This window comes from Deinococcus sp. QL22 (assembly GCF_023370075.1).
Taxonomy (GTDB): Bacteria; Deinococcota; Deinococci; order Deinococcales; family Deinococcaceae; genus Deinococcus.
Map to the genome: position 1 here is coordinate 416554 of NZ_CP097151.1, position 23931 is coordinate 440484.

At 64.2% G+C, this 23931-nt stretch carries 16 protein-coding genes and 1 pseudogene; 4 read left to right on the forward strand and 13 right to left on the reverse strand.

Annotated elements, in window-relative coordinates; translation table 11 throughout:
- Window positions 1-512: 512 nt before the first annotated feature.
- Window positions 513-3494 (reverse strand): helix-turn-helix transcriptional regulator, encoded by a 2982-nt coding sequence (locus M1R55_RS21410; RefSeq protein ID WP_249394986.1) that lies wholly within the window; start codon window positions 3492-3494, stop codon window positions 513-515.
- Between the two features lie 187 nt (window positions 3495-3681).
- Here M1R55_RS21410 and M1R55_RS21415 point away from each other — a divergent pair, with 187 nt between their 5' ends.
- The gene (locus M1R55_RS21415; RefSeq protein ID WP_249394987.1) at window positions 3682-4554 is read left to right on the forward strand and encodes a class I SAM-dependent methyltransferase; all 873 of its coding nucleotides are present in this window, start codon (window positions 3682-3684) and stop codon (window positions 4552-4554) included.
- Between the two features lie 387 nt (window positions 4555-4941).
- Here M1R55_RS21415 and M1R55_RS21420 read toward each other — a convergent pair whose 3' ends face one another.
- Both M1R55_RS21420 and M1R55_RS21425 read right to left on the reverse strand, forming a co-directional pair.
- Entirely contained in the window at window positions 4942-5220 is a 279-nt protein-coding gene (locus M1R55_RS21420; protein ID WP_249394988.1) for a hypothetical protein, read from the reverse strand.
- Between the two features lie 313 nt (window positions 5221-5533).
- Window positions 5534-5893 (reverse strand): hypothetical protein, encoded by a 360-nt coding sequence (locus tag M1R55_RS21425; protein WP_249394989.1) that lies wholly within the window; start codon window positions 5891-5893, stop codon window positions 5534-5536.
- A 745-nt stretch (window positions 5894-6638) separates the two neighbouring features.
- Between M1R55_RS21425 and M1R55_RS21430 the strand changes: the two genes are divergently transcribed.
- Window positions 6639-8843 carry a family 1 glycosylhydrolase gene (locus M1R55_RS21430; RefSeq protein ID WP_249394990.1) on the forward strand — a complete coding sequence of 735 codons (2205 nt, stop codon included), beginning with the start codon at window positions 6639-6641 and terminating at the stop codon, window positions 8841-8843.
- A gap of 189 nt (window positions 8844-9032) precedes the next feature.
- Here M1R55_RS21430 and M1R55_RS21435 read toward each other — a convergent pair whose 3' ends face one another.
- From M1R55_RS21435 to M1R55_RS21460, 6 genes are all read right to left on the reverse strand, one after another.
- Window positions 9033-10079 carry a Gfo/Idh/MocA family protein gene (locus M1R55_RS21435; RefSeq protein ID WP_249394991.1) on the reverse strand — a complete coding sequence of 349 codons (1047 nt, stop codon included), beginning with the start codon at window positions 10077-10079 and terminating at the stop codon, window positions 9033-9035.
- Complete coding sequence (locus tag M1R55_RS21440) at window positions 10076-11053, reverse strand: Gfo/Idh/MocA family protein (RefSeq protein WP_249394992.1); 978 nt, start codon at window positions 11051-11053, stop codon at window positions 10076-10078. Before M1R55_RS21440 ends, M1R55_RS21435 begins: the two co-directional genes overlap by 4 nt.
- 10 nt (window positions 11054-11063) lie before the next feature.
- A complete protein-coding gene (locus M1R55_RS21445; protein WP_249395316.1) occupies window positions 11064-11807 on the reverse strand; it encodes a carbohydrate ABC transporter permease in 744 nt (247 codons plus the stop codon).
- Window positions 11808-12018: 211 nt separating this feature from the next.
- Window positions 12019-12927 (reverse strand): carbohydrate ABC transporter permease, encoded by a 909-nt coding sequence (locus tag M1R55_RS21450; protein WP_249394993.1) that lies wholly within the window; start codon window positions 12925-12927, stop codon window positions 12019-12021.
- Between the two features lie 41 nt (window positions 12928-12968).
- Window positions 12969-14204: an ABC transporter substrate-binding protein gene (locus M1R55_RS21455; protein ID WP_371827255.1), complete on the reverse strand. Its 1236-nt coding sequence runs from the start codon at window positions 14202-14204 to the stop codon at window positions 12969-12971.
- 124 nt (window positions 14205-14328) lie between these two features.
- On the reverse strand, window positions 14329-15477 hold the full coding sequence (locus tag M1R55_RS21460; RefSeq protein ID WP_249394995.1) for an ROK family transcriptional regulator: 1149 nt from the start codon (window positions 15475-15477) through the stop codon (window positions 14329-14331).
- A 255-nt stretch (window positions 15478-15732) separates the two neighbouring features.
- Between M1R55_RS21460 and M1R55_RS21465 the strand changes: the two are divergent.
- Both M1R55_RS21465 and M1R55_RS21470 read left to right on the forward strand, forming a co-directional pair.
- Window positions 15733-16435, forward strand: a pseudogene (locus M1R55_RS21465) (IS6 family transposase).
- Between the two features lie 168 nt (window positions 16436-16603).
- Complete coding sequence (locus M1R55_RS21470; RefSeq protein ID WP_249394996.1) at window positions 16604-17464, forward strand: SDR family NAD(P)-dependent oxidoreductase; 861 nt, start codon at window positions 16604-16606, stop codon at window positions 17462-17464.
- 1263 nt (window positions 17465-18727) lie between these two features.
- On the opposite strand, the gene M1R55_RS21475 is transcribed toward M1R55_RS21470, so the two are convergent.
- The 4 genes from M1R55_RS21475 to M1R55_RS21490 all read right to left on the reverse strand — a co-directional run bounded on the left by M1R55_RS21475 (window position 18728) and on the right by M1R55_RS21490 (window position 23738).
- Window positions 18728-19423: a hypothetical protein gene (locus tag M1R55_RS21475; protein ID WP_249394997.1), complete on the reverse strand. Its 696-nt coding sequence runs from the start codon at window positions 19421-19423 to the stop codon at window positions 18728-18730.
- A 173-nt stretch (window positions 19424-19596) separates the two neighbouring features.
- A complete protein-coding gene (locus M1R55_RS21480; RefSeq protein ID WP_249394998.1) occupies window positions 19597-19851 on the reverse strand; it encodes a zinc ribbon domain-containing protein in 255 nt (84 codons plus the stop codon).
- A 33-nt stretch (window positions 19852-19884) separates the two neighbouring features.
- A complete protein-coding gene (locus M1R55_RS21485) occupies window positions 19885-20391 on the reverse strand; it encodes an RICIN domain-containing protein (protein WP_249394999.1) in 507 nt (168 codons plus the stop codon).
- Between the two features lie 197 nt (window positions 20392-20588).
- Window positions 20589-23738, reverse strand: a complete 3150-nt coding sequence (locus M1R55_RS21490; RefSeq protein ID WP_249395000.1) for an AAA family ATPase — start codon at window positions 23736-23738, stop codon at window positions 20589-20591.
- Between the last annotated feature and the right edge of the window lie 193 nt (window positions 23739-23931).

Below are 23931 nucleotides of genomic sequence, written 5' to 3' on the forward strand. Positions count from 1 at the left end.
ACGGCGGCAGGTCTTGAAAACGGCGGTACAGCAACAAGAGGGTGGCGGGAAACAGAGAGGAAGGGGTCCAACGCTGGTTTATTGAAGGAATAACAGTGCTAGGATTAGGATAGAGAGTACAAAACCTGAGCAGCGTTTCTACCTCAGCACTCAGGTTCTCGGGCAAACCAGGCAATGACCTCTAAACTGGTCTGAAAGCTGGACAGCACAACTCATCCCTTTGCCTCAGCCCAGGCCTCTGCCGGTAATGCGTAAGCGGAACAGAGCAGGGGTTGAACTGGGAGGAAGCGCTAAGCGTGTATCCTAAGAGAACAGTGTTCACTATTCCTAGACTCCCAGTCTCTTGAACTGTTATTCCTATATAATTCCTAGAGTCTAACTGCGTCTGTCTCTCCCGTCAAAAGCGGCTTTGGTCGCTGCGCCATAAACAGCATCAGCCCACGACCAAGACCGGTGGCACTGATGACCACAAAAGGACGGGCAGCCAATGGATACCGAGCAGCAACGCGCCTTTACGTGCGGATGGACTGCTCCCCGCGGCGCAGCAGTCCCATCTCAGCGGCTTTCCCCACTGCTTCGGCCCGCGAATGGCTGTCCAGGCTTGCCAAGATACGGCCCACATGCATTTCTACAGTTCTGGGGCTCAACATCAAGACTTGGGCAATGGCCTTGTCGGTGCGGCCCAGCGCCACCAACCGCAGCACTTCCAGTTGCCGCTGCGTCAGTCCGGCGACCAGCTGATCTGCTGGAGTCCGGGCACCGCGGCGCTCTGGCCGTTGGCCCAATTCCTGAAGGGTGTGGGCGGCGCGGCCCACCAACGCCACCGCATTCAGGTTCCGCGCAGTGCGGTGTGCGGCCACAACGTGGGCCACTGCTGCACCATGCTGTCCCAGCGCCGCCAGAACCTGCCCAGCCCGCAGGCGGGTCGACGCTTCCTCAAAGGGCGTCCGGGCATCGTTGAGCAGTTGCGCCGCAATCCCGAACTGGTTGGCCGCAAGGTCTGGCTGGCCTTCTGCCCACGCCACCTCTGCCAGCGCGTGTGCCAAGGCCGAATATCCGGTGGGGCCGCCGCTCAGATGGGCGGCGCGGCCCAGCGCATCGGCGGCGCGCCGCAGGTCGTCGGTGCCTCCAGTAGACGCAAATAAAGTTGAGGCCCAGCGCATGGGAAACAGAATGTGATAATGGTCTTCTATTCCCTCCCAAACGTCCAGCAGATCGCGTGCCCAGCCCGCCGCCGCCATTGGACGCCCCGCCACCTCGTCAGCCAGTGCCAGCCCCCACAGCGCACGCATCTGCACGGGCGAACTGCCCGTTTGCCTGCCCAATGCCAGTGCTTCCAGGAGCAGGGGCCGGGCACGGCTGGGCTGACCCCGGTGCGCCAGTACCGTACCTAACATGGCCCCGGCGACGGCGCGTGGCCCCAGCGGAGCCGCCACCGAATCCAGCACCAGGCGGCATTCGGTTGCCGCTCTGTCCCACGCGCCCGTCTGGTACAGAGGCACGGCGACGCACGCCCGGCAGGCATAGGCCGCCGCAGAGCCGCTCGCCTCACACAGTTCCAGCGCCTCGGCGTAGGTGTCGCGGGCCGCCGCGTAATCTCCGGCATGTTCTAATGCATCGGCCATGCGGTGAAGCACCTCCGCGGTGGCATGCACAAAACCGCCGTGCAGCGCGAGGTTCAGAGCGTCACGGGTCACTTGCAGGCCAAGTTCAATCTTCCCGGTGCGGGCCAGAGCATTCCCCTGCTGACCCAGAATACGGGCCTCCAGGTCAGGGCGATTGGCTGTGCGGGCTTCCTCCAGAGCGCGGGCCAGGCTGGCCAGGGCGGCGGTGCAGCTTCCGCCCGCCCGCAGAGCCGCGCCCACGGCCAGGCGTTCCTCGGCGGCCTGCCCCAGCCAGCCGCCCGTACAGAAGGCGTCGGCAGCCACGCGGCGGGCCTCCAGGGCCTGTTCCCATAACCCCTGAAGTTCCAGCGACCCGGCCAGGTGCCGTTGAGACTCGGCCCAGCCGTGCAGGTCGCCCGCGTCTCGGCGTGCCCCAGCCGCCTCCCGCCACGCCCGGCTGGCTTCGGGCAACAGGCCGCAGGTCTGGGCGCAGTGTCCCAGCTGATCCAGCACTTCCAGGCGGCGGGCTTCTTCCACTCCGGCAGGCCACAGTTCCAGGGCGCGGCCTGCGGCTTCGGCGGCGTCCCGGTAGGCATGCAGGCGGCACGAGGCCTGTGCCGAGGCCACCAACGCGGCCCGCGCCCGCTCTGGTTCGTGCCCGGCCAGCCAGTGTTCTGCGGTGTGGCTGGGCGGCGCACCCGCGGCTTCCAGCTGTGCGGCCACCTGCCGGTGCAGGGTGCGGCGGCGTGCCCACGGAATGCCCGCGCAGATCGCGTCTCGGATCAGGGCGTGCCGAAACGCAGCCTGTTCTCCTTCCCAGACCAGCAGGCCGCGTTCAGTCAGCGTGTCGAACGTCGAATCGTCGGCCAGCAAGTCCCGCAGCACATTGGCCTCAAACGAGAGACCCAGGACAGCAGCAGTTTCGGCGGCGGCGCGGGCTTCGGGCGGAAAACGGTCGAGGCCCAGCAAGATGGCGTCGCGCAGGGTCTGGGGCACAAGGGTCTGGGGCACAGCCGCGATGCCCGCAGCCGTTCCTGGGGCAAGGAGGCCCAGTTGCCCAGTCTGGTCGGGCGCCAACCGCCCGCCCGACCACAGCGCCCCCACCAGTTCGCGCACAAACAGCGGCACGCCTTCGGTGCGCTGATACAGCAGTTCGGCCAACGGTGGGGCCAGCGGTGCGCCCAGAACGGCGCTCGCCAAGTCCGCCGTTTCCACCCTTCCCAGCGGCTCCAGGCCCAGTTCTTCCAAGCGGCCCGTGCGCCGAAGCTCCAACCGGGCGCGCCGAAGTGGGTGAGCGCGGGGCAATTCTTCAGTGCGGAACGTGCCGATCAGCAGCGCGGGGCTGTCCGTCAGCCACTCGGCCACCAGGGGCAGCAACTGCAGGGTGGCGTGGTCGGCCCACTGCAAATCTTCTAGCACCAGGGCCAGCGGCCCAGCCTGCATCAATGCTTCCAGTGCGCTGCGGACGGCCTGCTGCAAGGCCAGTGGGGTCGTCTGAGCCTTAGCTCCCTTGCTGGCCAGAGCTGGGCTGACTGGAGGTGGGTTGCCAGAAAGGGTCGCGCCGAGTTCGGGCAACAGGAGGGCCAGATGCTCTCGCAGCGGCAGTTGGTCAAGGACACCCGGAACCAGCGCCATTCCGGCACGCAACAGAGCCGCGATGGGTGAAAAGGGCGCAGCCGTGCGGGTTTGCCGCGACGAACCCCGCAAGGCCGGAAGGCGTTCGGCCAGCAATACTGTTTCCAGCAACTGGGTTTTGCCGATCCCCGCCTCACCCGAAATCAGCAGGACACCGCCGCGACCCTCACGGCAACGCCTGACGGCGTGGGCCAGGGCTGCCTGCTCCGGAACGCGGCCGATCAGAACCAACGTGCTTGCGGGCAATGGGTTCATCGCCCCATGAGCGTACTCCCTGCCAGTGCTGTACTGGCCCAAGCTGCACTCACTCAAGCTGCGCTGGCCCATTACCGTAGAACCCCGTACCACTGCTGATCGGCGGCCGCTTAGGCTGCGGGCAGGTCGCCCACCTGGAACGGAAGAGGCAGGAATAAGTGCCAGCGGGCGGCCAAGGAGCGACCCTATGACCGCAACCGATTCGGTGCCGGGTTCACAGCAGACTTCACACGCCCAGGCTTCAGAGGCTCCGACCCCAGAAATGCAGGCCTTCAAAGCCCGCCTGAAGGCCACCTGGGAAAGTGGAGACTACGGCGTGTTCGCGCAGTACCTCGAACCCGGCGCACTGGTGTTCCTGCGCGGCCTGAACCTGAAGGCTCCAGAACGCCTGCTGGATGTGGCGTGTGGCGCGGGCCAACTTGTCATTCCGGCGTCGCGGGAAGGGATAGACGCGGTGGGGGTAGACATCGCCTCGAACCTGATCGCGCAGGCCCGCCACCGTGCCGAAGCCGAGGGCCTGAGCGCCCGGTTCGATGAGGGCGACGCTGAAGACTTGCCGTATCCAGACGCGAGTTTCGAGGTGATCAGCAGTTTATTCGGCGCGATGTTCGCCCCCCGTCCGAATCTGGTGGCCGCCGAACTGGTGCGGGTCTGCACTCACGGCGGGCGAATCGTGCTGGGCAACTGGACACCTGCCAGCTTTATCGGCGGCATGTTCAAGGTCATGGGCCGCCACGTTCCGCCCCCCACGCTGATGCCGTCGCCCATGCTGTGGGGAGACGAATCGGTGGTGCGCGAGCGCCTCAGCAGTGGGCTGCGGGAACTCAGCGTAGAGCGCACGCCCTATCCCTTCGCCTACCCATTTGACCCGGCCAGAGTCGTGGAATTCTTCCGCACCTTCTATGGCCCCACCAACCGGGCCTTCGCGGCGCTGGATGACGCCGGGCAAGCGGCGCTGCGGGCCGACCTCGAAGCCCACTGGACAGAACACAATCAGGCCACCGACGGCACGACCCGCCTGGAATCCGAACTGTTGGTGGTGCGGGGCGTTCGCGCTTAAGCTGTGCCTCACAGGCCTCCGGTCCAGGGCAACTTGCAAAGCTACGCACTAGAGCAAGGGCAGAAAGGAACGAACTCTGTATGACACTGCACTCGCCGCGTCCCTGGAGGAGGTCACCAAGAATAGAAATACACCGGCCACAACAGCTGCAGTGGGGCCTGTCCGGTTGACATGGATGGTATAAGGTGCTTGACCTCTCCCCTGCGGTGACGGAGAAGACATTGGCGATTCCCGGCTAAATTGAAATTGTGATTGTAGGCCAGAGATGAGTGCCGCCCCAGCGCCGCAATGAGCTGGGGTAGCGGGCGCGTGAGCTGAGACCGTGAGCTGAGGCGACGAGGTGCTGTCCGTTCTGGTTTCGCTGCCTTCCGTGACACGCTCACCCGGTCAGGCGCGGCGCTGTCGGCTGGCCCCCGCCAGTCCCGCCAACCCGGCCAGTCCGGCCAGACCTAAAATGCTCCAGGGAAACGGGTTACCGGTCATACCAGGCGGCACGGTGGACGCTTCCGGATCAAGGCTGGGGCCTTCCCCTGTGCCAGTCACACCTGTATCTGCGGCAGCAGTGTCTGTAGAAACGGCGGCATCCACCATGAGGGCAGAGGTCTTGGGTGCCTGTGCAGCAGCGACGGGGAACACAAGCATCCAGACGAGCAAGAGGGTTTTCATGGGGTTACCTTCCTGTGTTGGGGTATTGAGAGTGGCGTGGCCCCTGAGATGAAGGGCAGGTCAATCTGCGGTGGAGGGAAATGAGCGGCTGCCCTCTCTGGTCGGGGCGGGGTTCATTCTGCCCACTTGCAAGGTCTACAGCTTTGTTCCCCGGGATTCAGCCCCTCTGACTGGGTATGACCAAGGTGGCCGCCGCACCTCCGCCTGCACTGAGGGAAAACCCTTTTGCCACACGGCGACTTGCCCAGTGACTGAAGGGACTTGTAGAGCTGCTCAACAGGGCCGACTGTACGGGAATCCTACGGAAGCCGTATCACTGGCGATTGGCCGCGGAGATCCTGGCCGCGCGCCCTCCCCACTGAAGCAGGTGGTTCATGTATCTGTGGGAGAGACCTTGAACGAGCAGTTCGGCCACCTGCCTGTGGTCTGTTCCCACAGGATGCGTGAAAGATTCGGGGACATTGAACTCATTGATCTGCGCGCCTTGCAAGAGCAGGATATTGCTGTAAGTCACGACGAGTGGAAGCTGCACCTTGAAGCTGGGATTTTTCAATCCATCCAGCGGGAGTTGCATCAGAATCAGCAGGGTGACAGCTCCCGCGACCTCTGAACCCGGTGAGAGGGCGCAGAGCCGTTGAAAGCGGATATTTTGATATCCCTGCTGTTCCAGCACCCTCTGGATCTGGCTCTGCAGTTCAGCCAGGTATGCTTGGGCGCGTTGTTCTACCTCCTCCCGCGCTTGAAGAATCTGGGCGAAATCGAAGGCGCAGGGTGTTGGCTCGGTCAGAGAAGGCGTAGGAACGTTCTTGCTGTCGGCACTGAACAGGTGTGAGGTCGGCATGGTATGCCCAGCATGCCCGAGGTGGGAACGGCGCGTCGTGCTGACGGCTTGAAGGTGGATTGGCAGGTTTTGAAGAGTGTTCCCCAGTTGTCTCAACGTGCCTTTAAGAAAACCAGGAATGAAGGAACGTGTCCTGGGCGGAAAGCTGGTTCAAGCCCGTAACAATGGGTCTCAGAACGTCTTGATCAGGAGCTGAGGAAGTGCCCGAACGAACGGCTTGAGCGGAGCAGTCCGTTCGCCTTGCCCGTCCGAATCAACCGCACTGCCCGTGCTGACGTTGGGGGGGGCTTCATCCGACTCACACCCCTCTGCAAAGAGATGAAAAATTTGCTTCATAGAAGCGAGGGCCAAACGGCTTGTTCCTTGGCCAGACTTCCAGGCATGCTCCTTCTCCGCCATCTACGCCATCTACGCCAAGTCCTGAAGCACCTGAATCATTGGTTTGAACGTCAGTCTATTCTTGGACAACCCGCAGTTCTTCAGCCCTGCTTCGCGGTTGTCCGTGTCTCCGGGTGTGGACGAGTCACGCCCCCCCGTGTGGACAGAAACAACGAACTTCATTCGGCCTGGAGGCGTGATGAGTGACCTCTCGTCTGCCGCCGGGCATCCTTTCCCCCGCCCTCTGGAACTGTGGATTGGGGTGGAATGCACGCTGAACCGGGTGGGCGACACCTTCCTTGACCAGCTCAGCGTCAATGGTCACGCCGAGCGGCCCCAGGACCTCGATCTGCTTGCGGGGCTGGGTGCCCGGCGCATCCGCTACCCGGTGCTGTGGGAGGCGGTGGCTCCCGAGGATCCGCAGATCTTGGATTGGCGCTGGACTGACGAACGGCTCTCACGGCTGCGCGAGCTGGACTTGATGCCCATTGCCACGCTGCTGCACCACGGCAGTGGCCCCCACTACACCAACCTGCTTGATCCAGAATTTCCGGAGAAGCTGGCGGCCTACGCCCGACAGGTCGCCGAACGTTACCCCTGGCTGCGGGCCTATACCCCCGTCAACGAGCCGCTGACCACCGCGCGTTTCAGCGCCCTGTACGGCATCTGGTATCCCCACCACACCTCGGATACGAGTTTCGTGCGGGCGCTGCTGAACGAGTGCCGGGGGACGGTTCTCGCCATGCAGGCGATCCGGGAGGTTCGGCCAGACGCCGAGCTGATCCAGACCGACGACCTGGGCAAGGCGCACGCCACGCCAGCAATGCAGCCCGAGGCAGACTTCCAGAACGAGCGGCGCTGGCTGGCCTACGACCTGCTGTGCGGACGAGTGGACGAGGGGCACGCCCTCTGGGACTACCTGCTGTCTTCCGGCGCGGGGGTGGCGGAACTGCGCTGGTTGGCCGAGCATCCCTGCCCGCCCGACGTGATCGGGGTGGACTACTACGTGACGAGCGAGCGCTTCCTCGACGAGCGGCGCGAGCGGTACGGGGAGCGTCACTGCAATGCCACCCACGCGGACATCGAGGCCGTGCGGGTGTACCACGAGACGGCGGGTATCAGCGAGCTTCTGCGCGAGACCTGGGAGCGTTACCACCTGCCCGTCGCGATCACCGAGACGCACCTGGGAAGCACCCGCGAGGAACAGATTCGCTGGTTCGAGGAGTTCTGGCAGGCGGCTGAGGGGGCGCGGGCCCAGGGGGCGGACATCCGGGCCGTGACCTCGTGGGCGATTCTGGGAAGCTTCGACTGGAACCAGCTGCACACGGGCTTTCACGGCCACTACGAGCCGGGGGCCTTTGACGTGCGCTCGCCCACCCCTCGCCCCACGGCACTCGCGGGCGTGCTGCGCGCCCGGGCGACAGGGGCAGTTCCGGCTCACCCTACACTGTTGTCCCCCGGCTTCTGGAACCGGCCCGACCGCTTCCACTACCCGCCCGTAGGCACCGCCTCACGGGGAACCGTGCTGCGGCGCAGAGCCCGGCCCCTGCTGATTCTCGGTGTGGGAGAACTGGGGCAAGCTGTGGTGCGGCTATGCCAGGAGCGCGGGCTTGACTACCGCCTCCTGTCCTCAGCACTGGATGCCGCCACGTTGGACGGAGCCTTGGGCCTCCTGGAGGCCGAGCAGCCCTGGGCGATCGTCAATACTGCCGGGTACGGCTGCATCGACGAGGCCGAGCGCCACCGCCAGCAGTTCCGGCAGACGCACCTGGACGGCCTGGCAACGTGGGCCAGGGCGTGTGCGGCCCGGGGAACCGGATTCCTGACCTACTCGTCGGATCAGGTTTTCGCCGGGGAAGGTCAGACTCCCTTTCAGGAACACGACCTGCCCTCACCCATCAACGCCTACGGCCAGGCGCGGCTGGAGGCCGAGCAGCAGGTGCTGGCCGCTCATCCAGGCGCGCTGATCGTCCGCAGCGCCGCCCTTTTCGGCTCCGGCACGACCAAGGATCCCCTGAGCAGCGCCCTGCACAGGCTCCACGCGGGAAACACCGTCTCTCTTGACCAGGATCACCGCTTTTCCCCCACCTACCTGCCGGATCTGGTGCACACCAGCCTCGACCTCCTGATCGACGGCGAACAGGGGGTCTGGCACCTCGTCAACCGGGGGGAAAGCACCTGGGCCGAAATGGTTCGCACGCTTGCAGGAGTGGTGGGCCTGCCAGAATCCCGTGTCCGATCTGTTCCCGGCCATGAGCTGGGGTGGGTCGCGCTCCGTCCCCGCTACAGCACCCTGGGCAGCCACCGCGCCCAACTGCTGCCCAGCCTGGAAAACGCCCTTGAACGCTACCTCGCTGATTCGGCAGTTCGGCGGGCCAGCTGGTTAGAACAGAGCGCCTCCTGACCTCTGGAATGAATCCAACGTGCCGAACCAGCAAGTGGGATTGACCTGGTATGGCGCGGGTAGAGATCATCCTCACTCTGGGAAGTAGGCTCATGACCACACGCAAGGTTCAGAGGAGGACGTTCAGCCCGTTCAGGCCGCTCGTCCCGGCCATCAGAACGTCCCTGACTGAGCCTGCTGGGTGGGACGTCACGACCCCTGCCCGTCTCCCGGATCCTCGGTGGACTCACAACGTGCAGGGCGGAGCCGGACAGGTCGACCCTGCTGAGCAGAAGTGTAGGCCGCGAGCACAACCCGCGTGGCTTCGTAACCGTCCTGCCAGGACACGGGTGGGGGTTGCCGCCTTTGGACAGCATCCAGGAAGGCCGTGAGCATGGCCTGATTCGGGTCGACCCCAAACCCAAGCCACTGCACCGGGCGGGTGAGGTCAGGGGGATAAACGGTCAGGTGGTCTGCAAAGGCATCAATGACCATCAGGCTGTCCGTGCCGATCACGTCCAACTTCAAGTGCCCCCATCTGGGGTACGTCGCTGGGCGACTCCAGCTGCAGTCAATGCTCGCCTGAACACCATTTGTCAGGGTCAGCAGCACGATGCCCGCCGTGTCGAGCGCCGTCCCGTTTTCCCCGGCGCCGTCAGTCCACTGAAGCGCCGCGTACACTTCCGCCACCTCGCAGGCAAAACACCACCGCAGCAGGTCTGTCAGGTGAACCACATGATCCATGACCGCGCCGCCACCAGACAGCGCAGGATTTGCGAACCATGACCGGTGAACCGACGGGTTCTCACTATGGTTGACGCCGTTGACTCCCAGGATGCTGCCCAGCTGTCCGCTGTGCACCGCCTGACGCAACTCGCCGCAGGAGGGGTCAAACCGCATGGGAAAAGCAGTCATAAAGGTGACGCCGTGCTGCGCACAGACGTCGCGCATGGCCTCAGCATCCTCAAGGGTACAAGCGATGGGCTTTTCACACAGGACATGAACGCCTGCCCGGGCACTGAGTTCCACAACTTCGCGGTGCCTGGAGGTTTCCGAACAGACGATGACAGCGTCCAGGGCCTGAGCGAGCAGCAGCTGCGGCGTGAGGTACTGCTTCAGGGCGTACCGCTCCGCGTAGCTCTGCGCGTGAACGCTGTCATCCCAAAAGCCCACCAGTTCCACACCCGGCATGGAGCGGAGAAGAGCCTGGTAGTGTTCGGCGTGCACGTGAGCAAAGCTCAGAAGACCTATTCTCATGTCGCCGCCTCCAGGGTGACGGCCCGGCCACTGCGCGCAGAATCGCGCACCGCCAGCGCCACCCGCAGGGCGCCGAGGGCTTCTCCTGGAGTGACGTCGAATGGTACTTCACGCTGCAGCGCGTCCAGCACGTGATTGAACTGCAGAACAAAGGGATCGGCAGCTGCGGAGATCACGGGCAGGCTCACTCCTGGCGTGGCGTGCCGCTGTTTGCCGTGAACTATTCGAATGGTCGGAGCGGCATCGGAGTTCCATTCGATCAGGCCTGACGATCCAGCCAGGTCGATCGCCGTGCGGAACAGGCCGTCTGGATACGCCCAGCCCGATTCAATCAGGCTGAGCGCGCCGGAGACGTGCGTCAGGGCCGCCTGAGCGTAGTGCCGGGTTCCGACCCTGGTCTCCCGTGCGTACACCTGCTGCACGTCCCCTGCCGTCCATAGGGCGTAGTCGATGTCATGCAGCATCAGGTCAAGGATCATCCCGCCTGATTTTGTTTCGTCCGCGAACCAGGAATGCCCGCCGTAGGGAGGAGAGGAGACGCGCCTGAGCCGCAGCACCCGCGGCGTGCCAATTCGGCCCGCCTGCACGAGGTCACGCGCAAAACGGTACTGCGGAAAGAAGCGCACGACCATGGCAACGAACAGGCGCACGCCTGCCGCCTCGCACGCGGCGACCATGGCCGCCGCGTCCTCATTGCTCAGTGCCAGGGGTTTTTCGCAAACGACGTGACGGCCTGCTCTGGCGGCCGCCTCGACAGTCTCGCGGTGCAGAAAGGTCGGAAGGCAGACGTCTGCGAGCGTCACGTCTGCGAGGAGCGTGCCGAGATCAGGATAGGTGTCCCCGCCATGCTCCGCAGCGAGTTGAGCGGCCCGCGGCGCGTCGCGGCTGTAGATGCCGAAGTCAACGCCGAGGGCCCGCCAGGCACGGGCGTGCGCGTGGCCCATGCTCCCCGAGCCGATTATGCCGACGCGCATGCCTGCCCCTTCACTTGATGGCTCCTTCGGTGATGCCGCTGATCAGTTGACGGGAAAACAGGACGTACAGCACCACGGCGGGCAAAATGGCCAGGGTCAGGGCAGCCAGAACAGCGCTGTAGTCGTTGACGTATTGACCCAGGAATACAGAGGCGCCCAGCACAATGGTCTTGGTGCCTTCGCCCGGCGCCAGAATCAGGGGAAACCACAGATCATTCCACACAGGAATGAGGGAGATGGCCATGACGGCGCCGACAGCTGGGCGGATCAGGGGCAGCGTCATGCCGTAAACCCGGTATTCACTGGCCCCGTCTAGGCGGGCGGCCTCTTTGAGGTCTTTGGGAAGTTGCCGCATGAACGACGTCAGCACGAACACCGCCAGCGGAAGCCCCTGAGCGGTATAGACGAAGATCAGGGCCCAGAGGGTGTTCACGAGGTTGAGGTTCACGGCCAGGCTGAGAATGCCGATCGTCCCCAGGCGGATCGGCACCATGATGCCCAGCGACAGGTAGAGGGCCGTCAGTGCATTGAGCCGGAACCGGTACTCCGAAAGTGCAAAAGCAGCCATTGAACCGGTGATCAGGATCAGGGCCAGCGACGTCACGGTCACGGTGAGACTGTTGATCACGTACCCGCCGAAGTTTGACCCTTCAAACAGGGTTTTGTAGCCGTCCAGGGTGAAGGTTTCAGCGTTTGGAAGGGCAAAGGGCGCGCTAAAGATCGAAAGTTGGTCTTTAAAGGAATTGATGATCATCAGCACGATGGGAAACAGCGCCAACGCACAGTAAAGAATCAGAAAGGTGTGGCTGGCCAGGAGGGCCGGCCAGGTTCGTCGCCGTGGGAGACGCGGCGCGGCCCGGGAGAAGGCGGAACGATGTTGCACAGTAGTCCTCCAGGAAGCAGGCACAATTGGGCGGACACGTGATGGGCCGAAAGCAGAGCGTACGCCCCAGGGAAACTGCTCCCTAGTACTGCACGTCCTGCAGACGGCGTTGCCACAGGCCGAAAAGCAACACGCCCACCAGAATAATCAGCAGCATGACGCCTGCCACAGCTGAACCCATATACGGATCACCAGGTTGCAGCTGATAGCCGAAGAAGGTGCGGTAGAAGAAGGTGCCGAGGATATCGGAGGCGAAATTCGGGCCGGCGAGGGCACCTTGCGTCGCGTACACCAGGTCGAACGTGTTGAAGTTTCCAACGAAGGTCAACACCGCGACGATGCCGAGCGTCGGAAGGATCAACGGGAACTGAATGCGCCAGAAAATCGTCCAGGCGCTCGCGCCGTCCACGCGGGCCGCTTCGAACAGTTCTGTGGGAACGCGCAGCAGCGCCGCCGTGAACAGCATCATCGGAATGCCGATGTTCTGCCACACCGAGATCAGGGCCAGGGTCACCAGGGCGGTGCTCTCGAGCCCCAACCACGGCTGGTACAGCCCTTCGAGGTGCAGGGCCCGCAGCAGGCCAGGAGCAATGCCCCAGGAGGGGTTGAGAATCAGCTTCCAGATGAAGCCGATGATGACGACGGACAGGATGGTGGGTGTGAAGATGATCGCGCGGTAGACAGCTGTTCCGGCCAACTTGCGGGTGAGCAGGACGGCCAACAGCAACCCGATGGGGTTTTGCAGCACCATGTGGATCAGGAAAAAGATGATGTTGTTCTTCACTGCGTTCCACAGGGGGCCGGCAAATTCTGGTGCGGTGAACAGCCGGACGTAGTTGGCCAACCCCACGAACACCGGACTGTCCGCCGCAGACTTGTTGCTCAGAGACATCCACAGGGAGCTCAGCAGCGGGTAGATCATAAAGAGCGTGTAGATGGCGACGGCCGGCAGCAAGAACACCAGAATGTGAACCGGAAAACGCCTCTTCATAACGGGAAGCAGGTTGTGGGCCTGAACAAGCCGCTCACCGCCTATTTGCCTTTCTGCGGTGCGTACCAGGACGCCAGATTCTTCTGCACGAAGTCAGCGGCCTGCTTCGGGGTCATCTTGCCGTTGAGCAGTTGGGAGGAGGCGTTCCAGAGATCATTTTCGTTGTTCGGATTGGCATTGCGCGACAGCAGCTGGTACGAGGAACGGAATGAAGCGCTGCAGGTTTTGCGCCAATCGAGGAACTGCTGCGCCACCGGATCCTGCACCTTATAGTTGACGTTCGCCAGCGGATAGAAGCCTGGGAGGGCGTTGGCATACAGCCGCGCGAACTCAGGGCCGGCCATCCAGCTCAGGAAGGTTTTGGCTGCAGCCTGGTTTTTGCTGGCGGCATTGAGACCGAAGCCGATGTCGGGATGATCGTCAATGACGCACTTCTGGCCTGAAGTGAAGGTGTACGGGGCAAAAGCCCCCAGATCCAGCTTGGGATTCATGGTGCGGAACGTTGCAATATCCCAGGATCCCGCCGGGTAGATCGCTCCTCGCCCCTGCGCGAAGGTGTTCTGCGCATCCGGGTAGGCCAGGGCCTGATACCCGGACTGCAGGTAGGGCTTCCAGCGGCCGAGCGCCTCAAAGGCCTGCAGGAAGCCTCCTTTGTTGTATTGGGCGGTTCCTTTGAGCAGGCCGAGACGGCCCTTCTCACCGCCCCAGAGGGTGGGGCCGATGTTCTGGTAGCCCATGGTGGCCGACTCCCACTGATCCTTGGTGCCCATGACCAGGGGGACATATTTGCGCCCGGCCTTAAACTTCTCCAGAACAGCCAGAAATTCCTTTTCCGTTTTTGGAACGCTGACGCCCGCTTCCTTGAAGGCCGCCTTGTTGTAGAGGAAGCCGTGAATCACCGCGGCGGTCGGGATACAGAAGGTGACTTTGCCGTCGTCCGTACTCCAGGCTGCTTTGGCCACCGAACTGAAGTTCTTCAGCCCGGCCAGGCCGTTCAGGGACGTGAGGTACTTGGCCTTGTACAGCGACAGGCTGGCGTCGAATGGGCGGCAGGCCAGGATGTCTCCGGCGGTGCCCCCCTTGAGCTTGGCTTCGACCACCGCGTTGTACTCGGTGGGCGCCGTCGGAGAAAACACGACGTGAATATTGGGGTACTGCTTTTCGAAGGTGGGAATGATGCTGTCGCGCCAGATTTTGAGGTCGTCGTTGCGCCAGCTCTCGATGGTGAGCGTTACCTTCTGGGCCTGGGCCTGTCCGGTGGCGAGTGCAGCAAGCATGTAGAGTCCTGCGGTCAGGCGTCCTATGTTTGTCATGTCTCTTCTCTCTTTTGGGTCAAACCCTGGCGCGACTGGCGTGCAGGGCGGCGAGGACGGGGCAGGGAGACGCGGCGCGGCAAGTCATTCAGGGTGGTCTGGCCACGTCACCTCCAGTGGTCTGCACGGCAGAAGCGAAGAAGCGTTCAATGGCGACGCTCGCCGCGCCGCGGGCCCACATGTCTTCCGATTCATTCAGGAAGCGCAGGGTAGTCGCCGTGCGGCACAGCGGCATCACTGCTGACTGGAAGGCGGTTGCGGCGGCCAGCTGGAAAGCAGGCAGGTTGATGTGGTGTTCAGGGGCGACGTAGAGGGCGTCAGGGTCAAAAACGGTCGCGAGGACAGCCAGCACGGCGCCGAGCCGCGTCCCAGCGTGATCCAGTACCTCCTGGGCGATGTCTGGCTCGTTGTGAAGCGTCTCCCGCAGGTGTTCAAGCGCAATGGGCACACCAAGCCGTTCACTCACCGCGCAGGCAATGGCCCTGCTGGAAGCGGTGGCCTCCAGACAGTCGGTTTTCCCGCAGGAGCAGGTGTAGCTTGAAGGAGCCGAGACGCTGATATGCCCGATCTCACCCGCGATGCCGTTGCGGCCGCGGTAGAGTTTGCGGTCAATGATGATGCCGGCACCGATCCCTGTGCCCAGCGTCACAACAATGAACGAGTTGTCGTGCTTGGCCGCGCCGAAGAGCAGTTCCGCCAGGGCGAGGGCGTTCGCATCGTTCTCGACAGACGTAGGGATACCGGTGCGTTCCGCGACGACCGGCCCGATGGGCACGTCCTGCCAGCCCACTGTGGTCGCAGAATCCAGACAGACGCCGCGTTCCGCGTCGATGATCCCGGACACGGCCAGGCCAATTCCCACAATCCGGTGTCCGCCGACCTCAGCGATAAAGCGCGCCACATCCTCGGCGATCTGGGTGGGGATGTGGCTGGAATGGCTGAACTGGGCCCTGTGAACGACTTTTCCGCAGAGGTTGGACAAGACGATGTGGCTCTGCTGGACGTTGAGCTGGACGCCGACGGTGTACGCATAGTCGGCATTGAGGCTGAGCAGGGTGCGGGGTCGGCCCATGGCTTCCTGAAGACTTCCCACCTCCTGTATCAGGCCTATGCTCTGCACGCGCCTCACTGCACTGGAAATAGCTGAAGCGCTCAGACCGGTCTGGATCCGGAGTTCAGATTGACTGATCTCATGCTGCTGGCGAATATGCTGCAGCACTCTGGCCTGGATGGACATAGTTCTCCTGGCACGCGACTTATTTTCTTCAGAGTAAAAAGTAGGGCAAGCTTAGGGTCGGAGTATTCTTTTGTCAAGGTGAGTGTTGGGATCAAGAGTTTCCGATCAGGGAAAAATCGCTACAGCAACGAAGGCCCGTGACTTGGGGGGTGAACTTCCCTGGCCTCATGGGCCTTTATGCGGAGGACCTCTGCCCCGCTCCTCCAGCTCCCGCTCAGGGGTTCTGGCCAGTGAAGCGCGGTAGCCTGAACGTCCGTGTCTGATCGCAAGCCCTACCGCCACCGTTTTGCCCTGAGCATCGTCCAGTACGCTCTGTGGCTCTGTCACCGCTTCTCCTTGAGCCAACGTGACGTTCAAGAATTGCTTCAGAAGCGCGGCACCCTGGTCAGTCACGAGACCCTGCGCCAGTGGAACATCCCGTTCGCACCGCTCCTGACTGAAAACCTGCGTCACCGGGAACCCCGGCGGGATTCCCGGTGGTTCTTGGCCGAAGTGTGCATCGAGATCGGTGGCAGGAAACACAGGTTGTGGCGGGCCATCGACGAATCCGGTGCTGTTCTCAACCTCCTTGTCCAAGCTCGGCGAGCTACCCCGGCAGCAAAGGCCTCCCTCCGAAGACTCTTGATGAATGACGACGTGCCAGACGTGATCCACACTGACAAGCTCCGGAGCAGCACTCAAGGAACTCCCGGTGCTCCACGCTGTGGAGCACGTCCAAGTCATCTCGACGGCGCGCGGCAACAATCTGACCCTGCAATCCCATCGCCCGACCCGACAACAGGAACGAAGCCAGATCGGCTTCAAGAACCCAGGGCGAGTACCGGAATTCTTGGCCCTTCACGCCCGTGTTTCAAACCTCCACCAGCACACCCGAACCCCTGTTCGCACCAACCTTCGAAGATCAAACCAGAACCAGGCTCATTTGGCATGGCGAGCTGCAGTCGAAGTGGCCATCTGAAGTTCAGATGGCCACTGACCTCATTCGGCCCTTCCCTGATGAACTTGCCAGAACCCGTTTCAGAGAGGGGGCTGTGCTGCTGGCCTGTGGTGCCCGCCGCCTTCGTCCCCTCACTCGCTGCGCGCTGGTTGGGCAAGATCCACTCTTACCCATCCACTATCTTGACGTATGACACCCGCTCTTCAGGATCACGTGGCTCTGGTCACCGGCGCTTCACGGGGCATTGGCCGGGGCATTGCCCTCGGACTCGGGGAAGCGGGCGCGACCGTGTACGTGACAGGCCGCACGCTGTCCGGACGCCCGGCCCACTTGCCCTCGCTGGCGGGAAACTTAGAAGACACAGCGCGTGAAGTCACCCGGCTGGGCGGGGTCGGCATTCCGGTGCACTGTGACCACACCGACGATGCCCAAACGCAGGGCGTGATTGACCGGATTGAGGCGGAGGCCGGACGGCTTGATGTTCTGGTGAACAATGTCTGGGGCGGCTATGAGGGCCTGCATCTGTGGGACGAGCGCGGGGCGGCGTGGAGCGCGCCATTCTGGGAGCAACCGACCTCCATTTGGGACGACATGTTCGCGGCGGGCGTGCGCGCCCACTACGTCACCAGCCAACGGGCCGCGCCGCTCCTGATCCGGTCGCGGGGCCTGCTGGTGGGGATCTCGTTCTTTGCGGCGACGCGCCACCAGAACACGGACAACCTGCCGTACTTTCTGGCGAAGGGGGCCACCGACCGCATGGCCCTGGCGATGGCAAACCACCTGCGGCCACACGGGGTCACGAGCCTGAGCCTGTATCCAGGCCTTGTGCGAACCGAAGCGGTCTTGCAAGCGCCAGCGGGCACCTTCGACTTCTCGAATTCAGAGTCACCTCAGTTCATCGGACGCGCGGTGGCGGCCCTGGCGAGCGACCCCGCCATCTTTGCCCACACCGGCCAAGTGCTGGTGGCGGCTGAACTGGGTGAGAAGTACGGCTTCACAGACATTGACGGCACTCGGCCCAGGTCCCTGCGTGCCGCGTGGGCAGGCTGACAAAACAGGAAGACGCGGCCACGCCCGGAAGCAGCCAGCCATGATGACTGCGGCATTTGCCCCCATCGTGCGGGGAAGCCAGAATCAGGGTGGGAACGTCGCTGCCCTGGAGATCCCGCTTCATCGCGCCTGCTCACCGTGCTGGTGGCCCTGGAAAGACAGCACCCGCTAGCACTGGGACCGGGTGGGTGACCGTTAAGCGAGTGTGTGAGCGGTTGGGTGGCCACGTGTGGGCGGAAGGAAAGGTCGATCAGGGGGCGACGTTCCGGTTTGCTTGGCCGAAACAGCCCACCCTACTGTCATGAAAACCGTGCTGCCATGAGAGGGCACAGAAAGGGGGAAGTCTCCAAGACATTCTTCCAGCGGCGTGGCGAGCCCTGGCCGATGAGGTGAGTGCAGAACATTACGCTGTGCAGGGCATTCTCCTTCAGCGGCATCGGGACTGAACGGCTGCGAAAACCTTTTGAACAGGCTGTTCACGCAATACGATGTTCTAGAGATCATTCAGACTGACCGCCTCCGGAGCTGCGGCGTTGTCATCCGGCAGATCCCGAGCCTGGCGGACGGTGACCACCAGGCTCGGGATCTCCACATCGCGCTGTCACAACATTGTCGAGCAGTCCCACCGTTCCAGACGTGGGCGGCGGTTGCAGCAGAGCTGGCCTGAGGATCAGGTTGCCTCTGCAGTCAGGCTGCGGTGACACCAGTTCAGGCGACACCCAAGGAAAGAGCGGTGAGACAAGGACCAGTCCCACGCCTCTCTATAAGGTCAGAGCGGGTTCAGACAACCTCTTCTGAAGGAAAGATATGAAAGAACAAGGAAACAAACATTCAGCGTGCAGGACGGCATATCCTGCCTCTTTTCCACAACGGTATCGCTCGTTTTGAACCCTATCCCGCAAAGGTATGGCTGGTGGGGTGAAATCGGCGCTTTTGAGGCCAAAAATTGGGACGGAGCTGTGTGGGTCATCTGTTGAGCCAGCATCCTACACTCCTATTTTGTTTCCGAGGTGCGTCGCCAAGCACTCCTCCCCGAATTGGCTGCCCTCGATGCCTTCCAGCACGCAGAAACCCGCCTTAAAATTTGAGGTGCAGAAAGTCAGTTGAGCCCTGGAGGTGATGTTGCGCCAGTCGGGCGTGACCGTGGCGCGTCTGGTCTCGCCTGCTGGAAGGCGTCCAGACCGGGTGTCGCAAGGTCTGCGGTTCCCCGGATACCGCCGAGTGACGACGGGTGGGGCTCTTGGCAATCTCAGGGAGGCGGGATTACCGCTGACAGGTCAGCCCCACGCGGAAACTGGGGTTCGGCGTGGTATAGGCGACTTTGGCCGCTATCAGGTAGCCAGCCGTCAGGCGCTTGGGGTTCAGTTGCACGATCAGTTTGGCCGGGCGCGGTACCTCGCTGGCGGGTGTCCGGGCATTGGGGGTATGGAAGCGCAGCTGATAGGTCACGCCGCCTGCCTGCGAGATCTCTTTGTACAGCAGGCGTTCCTCGGCTTCACGAACCTCGAAGGCCAGGGTATTGCCGTCGGGCTGCACAAGCTCCACCGATTCCAGCCCGGTGTCGTGCAACGAGGTGCGCGTGGTGGTGCCATTGCGGAGTTCCACGGTCACGCCCCAGCCGGGGCCAAGGCCCACATCCGGCCCAATCGCCTCCACCTTTTTCACGGTCATCCGCCAGATGCCGTTAAAGAGCGTGTCGCCCACGCACCCTTCCAGCGAGACGCGCTGGTTGGCTCCTCCGGGGGCAGCGGCGGTCTGCGCGCCGAGATTCAGGGTCGTTCCCTGAAGCGTGGCGGGAACGCCCAGGGTTTTGAGGGCCGAGAGCGGCACATAGGTCTTGCCGTTGACCACGATGGCCGGATCGGGGGTAGGCCGCCCATTGACCGACACGTTGTATTTCAGGTCTGCGGCGAGGGCGAACGAGGCCAGCAGGGTCAGGCCGAGAACAATCCGTTTCATAGAAGACTCCCAAGTGAGACCGAGGAATGAGACAGGGGGAATGAGACAGAGGAAGAGGGGCAAGGCGGCTGGAACGGACTTCAGGGCACGCTGAGGTGGGGCCGGGTGGGAGGGGCCAAAGCCGCTGCTGGACAACTGACCCACATTCACTCTGGCCTGCGGGCGGGGCGGCTTCATGGCGCGGCAGAAAACGGGTGGCCGCATCCCGCGCAAAAGAGGGCGTAGGGCGAGAGGATGGCGGCCTGACAGACTGGACAGGCGCTGAGCAGCTTGGTGCCGTCGTTGACGCAGTAGTGCTCGGGTGAGTGCCCTGGCACGGCCCGCAGACAGCGGGGGCACAGCCGGTAGGTCAGCGGCCTGAAGTCCTGCTCGCGCCGGTCTGCCGCCCCTGTGTTCTGGCCTCCTTTCCAGTTCAGGTCATGGTTCACTGGGAACGCTCCTTGAGACGGCCAAAGCGGGGTTCAGGGCTGAACGGCCACCAACCGCCACAGTTGGCAAGCGCCGCCCGCGTAGGTCGAGCCGGGATTCAGGCCCAGGGTCGCGGTGCAGTTCACGGCGTCCAGATAGCGCCCGTCTGATTTCAGTTGCAAGCGGCTCCAGCCGTCGCCTGCCGGAACGAGTCGCCACAGTTGGCAGGCCCCGCCCGCATAGGTCGAGCCGGGATTCAGGCGAATGGGGGCGGAGCAGTAACTGGCATCCAGAAACTGTCCGCCCGACTTGAGCTGAATGCGGTACCAGCCGCCCCCCGCCCGCAGAAAGCGCCACGCCTGGCAGGCCCCGTCCGCGTAGCTGGAACCCGGATTGAGGGTCACGTTGGCCGTGCAGTTGGCGGCGTCGAGATACTGACCGTCCGATTTGAGTTGCAGCCGGTAATAGCTCGGCGTCTGGGCACTGGCCGACGTGGCGCTGGTCAAGAGGGCGGCAAGGAGGGCAGTGCGGCTGACGGTGCGGTGTGAGGTGAGGCTCATGGCTGCTCCCGGTTTCCCTGAGGCAAAGGGCCGCAGGCTCAGGGAAAGCGCCCGCAGCAGGGAGCGGCGTTGCCGTCTGGCCCGCAGGCAACCTCCCTGTTCTGTACAGTGCGCCCAGCCCAGTTACGCGCCGATCAGGAAAACGCCAGATTGTGCCGATCCTGTCTGACCAGCGGGCCTGGGTGTGGGGGCCGCCTTCAAATGGGCTGCGCCAAGAAGTCAGCCCAGCGTGGGGGCAAGCGCTCGCCCACGTCACGCAGGCGGGCACAGGCCTCGGCGTACACCCGGCCCAGACTGCGGTGGTTGCCCGAGGCCCGCAACGCCTGCAAGGTCAGGCGCAGCGCCGCGAGGTCGTAAGGCTCGGCCTCCAGCAACAGGCGGGCGCTTCGGGCCGCTTCGTGCGGGTCGGTGGGCAGGGCTGCCTCGATCCGGGCACGCAGGGCCAGGCACAGCGCCTCGGCAACCGTCTCGTCCTGGCGTTCGGGGGCCGCGTCCTGAAGGTAGACCCCGCGCCACAGCTGGGTGCCCGCGCCTGTCAAGAAAGCGTGCGCATCGGACGCGACATTGCCCAGGGCGTAGCCCGATGAGGTGGTCTGAATGACGCCGCTGCCCAACGCAGTTCGGGTGGTGTGTACCAGTTCCCGCAGGGCGGCGGCGGCCTGAAGCTCATCGGTGGTGGGATACAGCAGGTCGAGGAGATCGGTGCGGGCGAGGTCGGGCCGGCCCCGCAATCGGGCGTCAAGGAGCGCGGCGAGGAGTTCGCGGCGTTTGCGGCCTTTCACGGGCGTCACCTGACCCGGCGGGCCGCAGCGCATCGGCCCCAGTACCTCTAACCGCAGTCCCTCCGATTGCAGCCCATCTAACCCCAGTCCATCTGACCGCTGTACCGCGCCGGACTCAGGCGGGTCGGCGGGCTGCCGCTGGAGCCCTGGAAAATAGCGGCCTGCCACGCTCGCCAAATTGAGCATTTCGTGCTGCCGGAACCAGGCCACCCGTTCGGCGGCCCGGTCTGCCCGTCCCGCCACCCGGTCGGCTTCCAGTCCCACTTCCTGCGCGGCGTCGGTGATGCCCTGCGCGTTCAGGTCGGCTTCCAGCTGTTCGAAGGCCTGCAAAGCGGCCCCGCGTGCGCCAGCGGCTTCCAGAGCGTGGGCCTGAGCAAAGCGGGCCATGCCCAGCACGCCGGGCGACCCCAGGCGCTGCCCCAGGGCCAACGCTTCTGTGGCCAGCGCTTCCGCCTGCTGGGCGCGGCCCATTCCCGCCTCTGCCAGCGACGCGTAGGCCAGGCTCCAGGCCTCTTTGCGCGGGTTGGCCAACGAACGGGCATAGGCCAGCGCCGCCTGCGCGTGCTTGACCGACAGCAGCCCGCCGTGTGGCGGTGCCCAGTGGCGGTACAGCACACTCAGGCGGTATTCACACTCGATCAGGTGATCGGAGGCCGGCAGCCGCGAGAGCGCGGCGCGGCATTCCAGCAGCACTTCTTCGGCCTGCTCGTACTGCGCCAGATCGAGGTAGGCATCGGCCACCGCGACCTGGGTACGGCTGAACGCCAGCAGGTGTCCGGACGCGGCGTGCAGCCGCAAACTGGCTTCCAAATCCAGCATGCGCTCGTGGTGGCGGCCCAACTCCCCCAGGGCCAGGGCACGGTTAGAGAGAAACAGGGCCTCCAACCGGACATTGCCGACCTCCTGCGCTGCCAGCACGGCGCGGCGGTGGTGTTCGGCTGCACCCACAAAATCGTTGACGGCGTAACACGCGACGCCCAACACATTGATCAACTCGCAGCGCGTCGCCGCCTCAAGTTTCGGGTGCCCGAGGGTCTGGAGGGCCAGCAGGGAAGCGGCGCGGGGTTCGCCCTGCACGGCCAACGCAAAAGCCACTGCACAGGCCAGCTTGGGTTCAGGATCGGTGTGCAGCTCTGGGGTTGTGTGCCAGAGCGTCAGGACGCCCGTGGTGTCCCGCGCAGAGGCACGCAGGCGAATCAGGTGGCCCGCTCCACCTGTGCCGGTGCGCTGCACAGCAGGCAGCCGCTCCATCACCCGTTCGGCCTCCGCCAGGCGGCCCTGTTCAGCCAGGAGTTCCGCCCAGAACCAGAGCATGCCGGCATCCTGAGGCACCGCCGCACAGGCGATTTCGGCCAACTGGAGCGCGGAAGCCGGGTCGACATCCCGCAGTCCACGGGCCGCCGCCTGAGCCAGGGCCGCCCGCTGCGCTCCCTGGGCGTACTGCGTCGCCTGCGCCGTCAAGCGGGCCGCCTGACCCGTGTTCTCGGCGGCAGCGGCGGCGCGCATACACCAGGCCAGAGCCTCGGCGGGGGCCAGATCAGCGCTTTCGACGAGGGCCGCCGTCCGCTGTGGATCGCCGTGCAGGGCCACCAAGGCCCGGCGGGCCAGCCCTTGCCGCTCCGGAGCCACCAGGCGGCGCAGGGCCACCTCACGGTACAGCGGGTGCGAAAACCGTTGCCCCGACCATACCCTCACGCTTTCCAGGGCTGCTTTTGCCTGTGCAAGTTCGGCAGCCGACAGCCCCGCGACTTCGGCCCACACCTCGTCAGTGAGCGGCTCGCCCAGCAGAGCAGCGGTGTTGAGGGCAGGCGGCACCGCAGGCACATGGGCCGCCGCAAACAGGAGTTGTTCTATGACCGCCTCGACCGTCAGCGGCATGACTTCCGGCAGAGGGGGCCGCCAGTGCCAGCGCTGGGTGTTGTTCCACAGGTGACCTTGGCGCGCCAACAGGCGGAAGTATTCCAGGGAAAAAAGGGGATTTCCCGCCGCCCGCTCAAAGATCCACGCGAGCGCCGGTTCAGGCAGGGCGGAGCCTGCTTCGGCTTCCAGCAACCGCGCAGCAGCCAGCGGAAGAAGGGGCCGGAGTTGAACGCCTTCAAACTCCTCCAGAGGCGGGGTGCGGCTGGTGGCCAGCAGGCCGACGCCCCGCGTGCGCCCCACCAGCTGAGCCAGCGCCGCTGCCTGTTCACGCCCGTGTGGGTCAGCCTCGTGCAGATCTTCGAGGTGCAGCACAAAAGGGGCCAGTCCAGCCAGCACTGCGCCGAGGGTCTTGAGACTGGTGGCCGCGTCTACCCCTGCTCCAGCCTGAAGCCGCGCCAGTACCTGGGCCGCCCAGGTGGGCAAGGGGAGGGGGCGCGGCTCGGCCTGCACCAAGACCTGAATCCAAGCCGCCCCGGTCAGGCGGGCCGAAACGCTGAGGCTGCGGCAGGGGGTGGCCCGCAGCAGTGCGTGAACGGCGTGGCTCTTGCCGATGCCCGCTTCCCCCCACACGCAGACGGCCAGGCCAGTTCGGCGCGCCGTGAGGGCGCGGAGCCGAAGCGCCAGTGCTTCAAGCGGCTCGCTCATTCGCACCCTTGCTGAACGTCTCGGGACACAGCGTCACCCTGACCCGGAGGAAACCCGTCCATCCGTACAGGCCACGGGCTGCAGACACAGACCGGCGCCGGGCCAGAGGCCCGGGGGGTGTGGCGGAGTCCTGTTCATCCTGCCTATGGTAGACCGTCGCCACGGCCCACACCAAGCGTTCAGCTTCCCGCCG